This window comes from Nocardioides zhouii (genome assembly GCF_004137345.1).
In the GTDB taxonomy this organism is placed as follows: Bacteria; Actinomycetota; Actinomycetes; order Propionibacteriales; family Nocardioidaceae; genus Nocardioides; species Nocardioides zhouii.
On record NZ_SDWV01000043.1, the window covers coordinates 1 to 1,434 of the forward strand.

The window sequence follows — 1,434 nt, forward strand, 5'->3', positions numbered from 1 at the left end:
GGGGGGTGTCAGATCTTCTGTGTAAGGGATTGGTCCATCTGAAAGGAACATGATGGATCTCGTGACCGACGAACGATCTGATCGTCGTGGCTCTGACGTTGCTGCCGAGTTGGCCGCATCGGGCGCCTTGGACGACATCTTCGCCCGGATCGATTCGGGCGATCTGGAGTTGACCGGGGATGGCGGCTTCATCCCGGGTCTGATCAAGGCCGCCCTCGAACGTGGTCTGCAAGCCGAGTTGAGTGACCATCTGGGCTACGAGAAGGGCTCGGCCGAGGCGTCGCTGTTCGCCAACTCCCGCAACGGCGCCACCTCGAAGACGCTGGCCTCCCAGGTCGGCGAGGTGCCGCTGGATGTTCCGCGGGATCGGGACGGGACGTTCATCCCGCGGCTGGTCCCGAAGGGCTCACGCCGACTCGGTGGGCTCGACGAGATGATCATCAGCCTCTACGCGGGCGGGATGACGCTCCGCGACATCCAGCACCACCTCGCGACAACGATCGGCACCGATCTCTCGCACGAGACGATCAGCAAGATCACCGACGAGATTGGCGAGGAGATCTTGGCCTGGCAGCGTCGGCCGCTCGAGTCGCTGTACCCGGTGATCTATCTCGACGCGCTGGTGGTCAAGGTCCGCGACGGCGCGCACGTGATCAACAAGGCCGCGCACATCGCGGTCGGCGTCGATATGGACGGCATCAAGCACGTCCTCGGCATCTGGATCCAGGCCACCGAGGGCGCGAAGTTCTGGGCCGGAGTGTGCGCAGACCTGGCCAACCGCGGCGTCCGCGACGTGCTGATCGTGTGCTGCGACGGGCTCACCGGTTTCGCCGAGGCGATCGAGGCGACCTGGACGCAAGCGACGGTGCAGACCTGCACCGTGCACCTGATCCGGGCCGCGATGCGGTTCGTGAACTACAAGGACCGCAAGGCGATCGCGAAGGCGTTCAAGCCGATCTACACCGCCGCGGACGCCGACGCCGCCCGGGTCGAGTTCGAGGCATTCAAGGCCACGCCGCTGGGCCAGAAGTACCCGCACGCGGTCGCGACCTGGGAAGCGGCGTGGGAGCGGTTCATCCCGTTCCTGGCCTTCCCTCCCGAGCTGCGCCGGGTGATCTACACGACGAACTCGATCGAGTCGCTGAACTACCAGCTCCGCAAGATCATCAAGAACCGTGGCCAGTTCCCCAACGACACCGCGGTGATCAAGCTGCTGTGGCTATCGATCTGCAACATCGAGGACAAGCGAGCACGCGAGCGCGAGAAGGAGCGCGGCAAACCCGCCGCTGAACGCAAGGCTAAGCCCCGACTCGTCGAGGGCCAGGTCGTCACCAACTGGAAGCAAGCTCTCGAGCAGCTCGCGCTGGCCTACCCCGACCGGATCAACCCCCACCTGAAATGACCGGCCCCTTACACAGAAACCTTGACAGGCTC

At 64.7% G+C, this 1,434-nt stretch carries 2 protein-coding genes; one reads left to right on the forward strand and one right to left on the reverse strand.

What is annotated here, in order from left to right; all coding sequences use genetic code 11:
- Nucleotides 1–232: hypothetical protein (locus EUA94_RS22835; protein ID WP_242495167.1), on the reverse strand; the 232-nt coding region annotated here is incomplete at its 3' end.
- Here EUA94_RS22835 and EUA94_RS21955 point away from each other — a divergent pair.
- On the forward strand, nucleotides 128–1,402 hold the full coding sequence (locus EUA94_RS21955; protein WP_422879913.1) for an IS256 family transposase: 1,275 nt from the start codon (nucleotides 128–130) through the stop codon (nucleotides 1,400–1,402). The two genes, EUA94_RS22835 and EUA94_RS21955, sit on opposite strands and share 105 nt — an antisense overlap.
- Nucleotides 1,403–1,434 lie beyond the last annotated feature (32 nt).